General features: G+C 68.4%; 4 protein-coding genes. 2 read left to right on the top strand and 2 right to left on the bottom strand.

The window, feature by feature from the left end:
• Both AC3XYG_RS32825 and AC3XYG_RS32820 read left to right on the top strand, forming a co-directional pair.
• Positions 1-180: amidohydrolase family protein (locus AC3XYG_RS32825; protein WP_489144090.1), on the top strand; the 180-nt coding region annotated here is incomplete at its 5' end.
• A gap of 166 nt (positions 181-346) precedes the next feature.
• Positions 347-1369, top strand: coding sequence for an aldo/keto reductase (locus AC3XYG_RS32820; protein ID WP_489144089.1), 1023 nt, complete (start codon positions 347-349; stop codon positions 1367-1369).
• Here the strand turns inward: AC3XYG_RS32820 and AC3XYG_RS32815 are convergent.
• Entirely contained in the window at positions 1347-1895 is a 549-nt protein-coding gene (locus tag AC3XYG_RS32815) for a TetR/AcrR family transcriptional regulator (RefSeq protein WP_489144088.1), read from the bottom strand. The genes AC3XYG_RS32820 and AC3XYG_RS32815 overlap by 23 nt on opposite strands.
• Positions 1896-1909: 14 nt before the next feature.
• Positions 1910-2152: DUF1348 family protein (locus AC3XYG_RS32810; protein WP_489144087.1), on the bottom strand; the 243-nt coding region annotated here is incomplete at its 5' end.

Raw genomic sequence — 2152 nt, 5'->3', positions numbered from 1 at the left:
TTCGGCCCCGATCGCTGCATGTTCGGCACCGACTGGCCGGTCTGCCTGGTCGCCGGCAGCTATGAGGACGTCATCGGTGCGCTACGGACCTGCCTGGAGGGACTGAGCGATACCGAGAAGGCCCAGATCTTCGGCCGCTCGGCGGTCGAGGCCTATCGCCTGCCCGGCCTGAGCGCCTGACCCCTCACCCTCTCCTCCTCTCTTTTTTTGTCATTGCCCGGCTTGACCGGGCAATCCAGGGGCCACCGAGAGCTGCTCCCGAAAGCCCCTGGATCCTCGGGTCAAGCCCGAGGATGACAGGACAAAGACGGGCGACCGACCACCCGGCCATGAACAGATCGAGATCATGAGCACGCAGACATCGCGGCCGAGCCGCATCGGGTTCGCCTCCCGCATCGGCTTCGGCGCCAGCGGCCTGGGGACGCTGTACCGCCTCGTTTCCGACCGCCAGGCCGAGGAAACGCTGGAGGCCGCCTATGCCGCCGGGATGCGCTATTTCGACACCGCGCCGCTGTACGGCCACGGCCTCAGCGAGTTGCGGCTCGGGCGGTTCCTGCGCGGCCTGCCGCGCGACGGCATCACCGTGTCGACCAAGGTCGGGCGCTACATGGTGCCGCCCTATGGCGAGCCGGTGGATTACGGCCTGTGGGCCGACCCGCTGCGGCTGAAGCCGGTGTTCGACTACAGCTATGACGGCACCATGCGGGCGCTGGAGCAGTCGGGGAACCGGATGGGCTTCGCCGACCTCAACCTCGTCTACATCCATGACGTCGACCGCTTCACCCACAGCGACGCCTTCGAACGGATGTTCGATGACGCGATGAACGGTTGCTACCGGGCGCTCGACGATCTGCGCAAGGCCGGCCACATCAAGGCGATCGGCGTCGGCGTCAATGAGGGCGACGTGGCCACCCGCTTCATCCGGGCGGGCAATTTCGACGCCGTGATGATCGCCGGCCGCCACACCCTGCTGGACCAGAGCGCGCTGGACGACCTGCTGCCAGCGGCGCTGGAGAAGGATGTCGAAATCGTCGCGGCCGGCGTGTTCAACTCCGGCATCCTGGCGACCAAGCCGGACGATGGCCGGCCGCTGACCTATGACTACGCCGCCGCACCGGACGCCATGGTGGCGCGGCGCCAGCGCCTGGCCGACATCTGCACCGCCCATGGCGTGCCGGTGCAGGCCGCGGCGCTGCAATTCCCGTTCAGCCACCCCGCGGTATCGGCCATCGTTATCGGCATGAGCCAGCCGGGCCGCGTGGCGGAGAATATGGGCTACGCCGCCACGCCGATCCCGGCCGCGCTGTGGCACCAGTTGCAGGACGAAGGGCTGCTCGACCCGCGCGTCACTCCGCCAGCCGCGCCCTGATCCGGGCCAGCAGGCGCTGGAACGCCGCGGCATCGTCCAGGGCGCGGGCCAGCACCAGCGCGCCCTGGATCGCGGCCACCGCCTCCTCCGCCCGGTCGTGCGCCGCCGCCTCCGGCAGGCCAGACCGCACCAGCGCCTGGGCCAGCGCGGCGGTCCAGGCGGCGAAATAGTCCCGGATCGCCGTGGCGAAGCGGTCGCGGACCTCGCCCAGCGCGAAGGCGCCGACCAGGCACACGCGGCCGCCGCCCCGGAAATAGCTGTCGATCGCCGCGACCATGTCGCCGATCGCCCGCTGCGGGTCGGCATCCTCCCGCAGCGGCCGGAAGATCGTCCGCTCGAACCAGCCGTCGATCTCGGCCAGCACCGCCGCCGCCATCTCTTCCTTCCCGCCGGGAAAGAAGTGGTAGAGGCTTCCCTTGCCGAGGCCGGTGTGCTGCCCGATCAAGGCGAGGCTGGTTCCGTCATAGCCATGGCTGCGGAAGACTTCCGTCATCGCCGGCAGGATGTCGCTTCGCTGATGCACCATCCTGGCCATGGAGGCTACAGGCCGAGATCGGTGAGGCCGGGATGGTCGGCCGGGCGCGGGCCGGAAAGGTCCCAATGAAATTTGCGTTCATCGGTGCGGATGGGCAGGTCGTTGATGCTGGCATGCCGCTGCTCCATCAGGCCATCCGCATCGAACTGCCAGTTTTCGTTGCCATAGGAACGGAACCACTGGCCGTCATCGTCGTGCCATTCATAGGCGAAACGAACCGCGATGCGGTTGCCGTCGAAGGCCCATAA

This window comes from Inquilinus sp. (assembly GCF_057815775.1).
The sequence above is the reverse complement of the archived record's forward strand: the minus strand, read 5'-3'. Positions and strand labels throughout refer to the sequence as shown.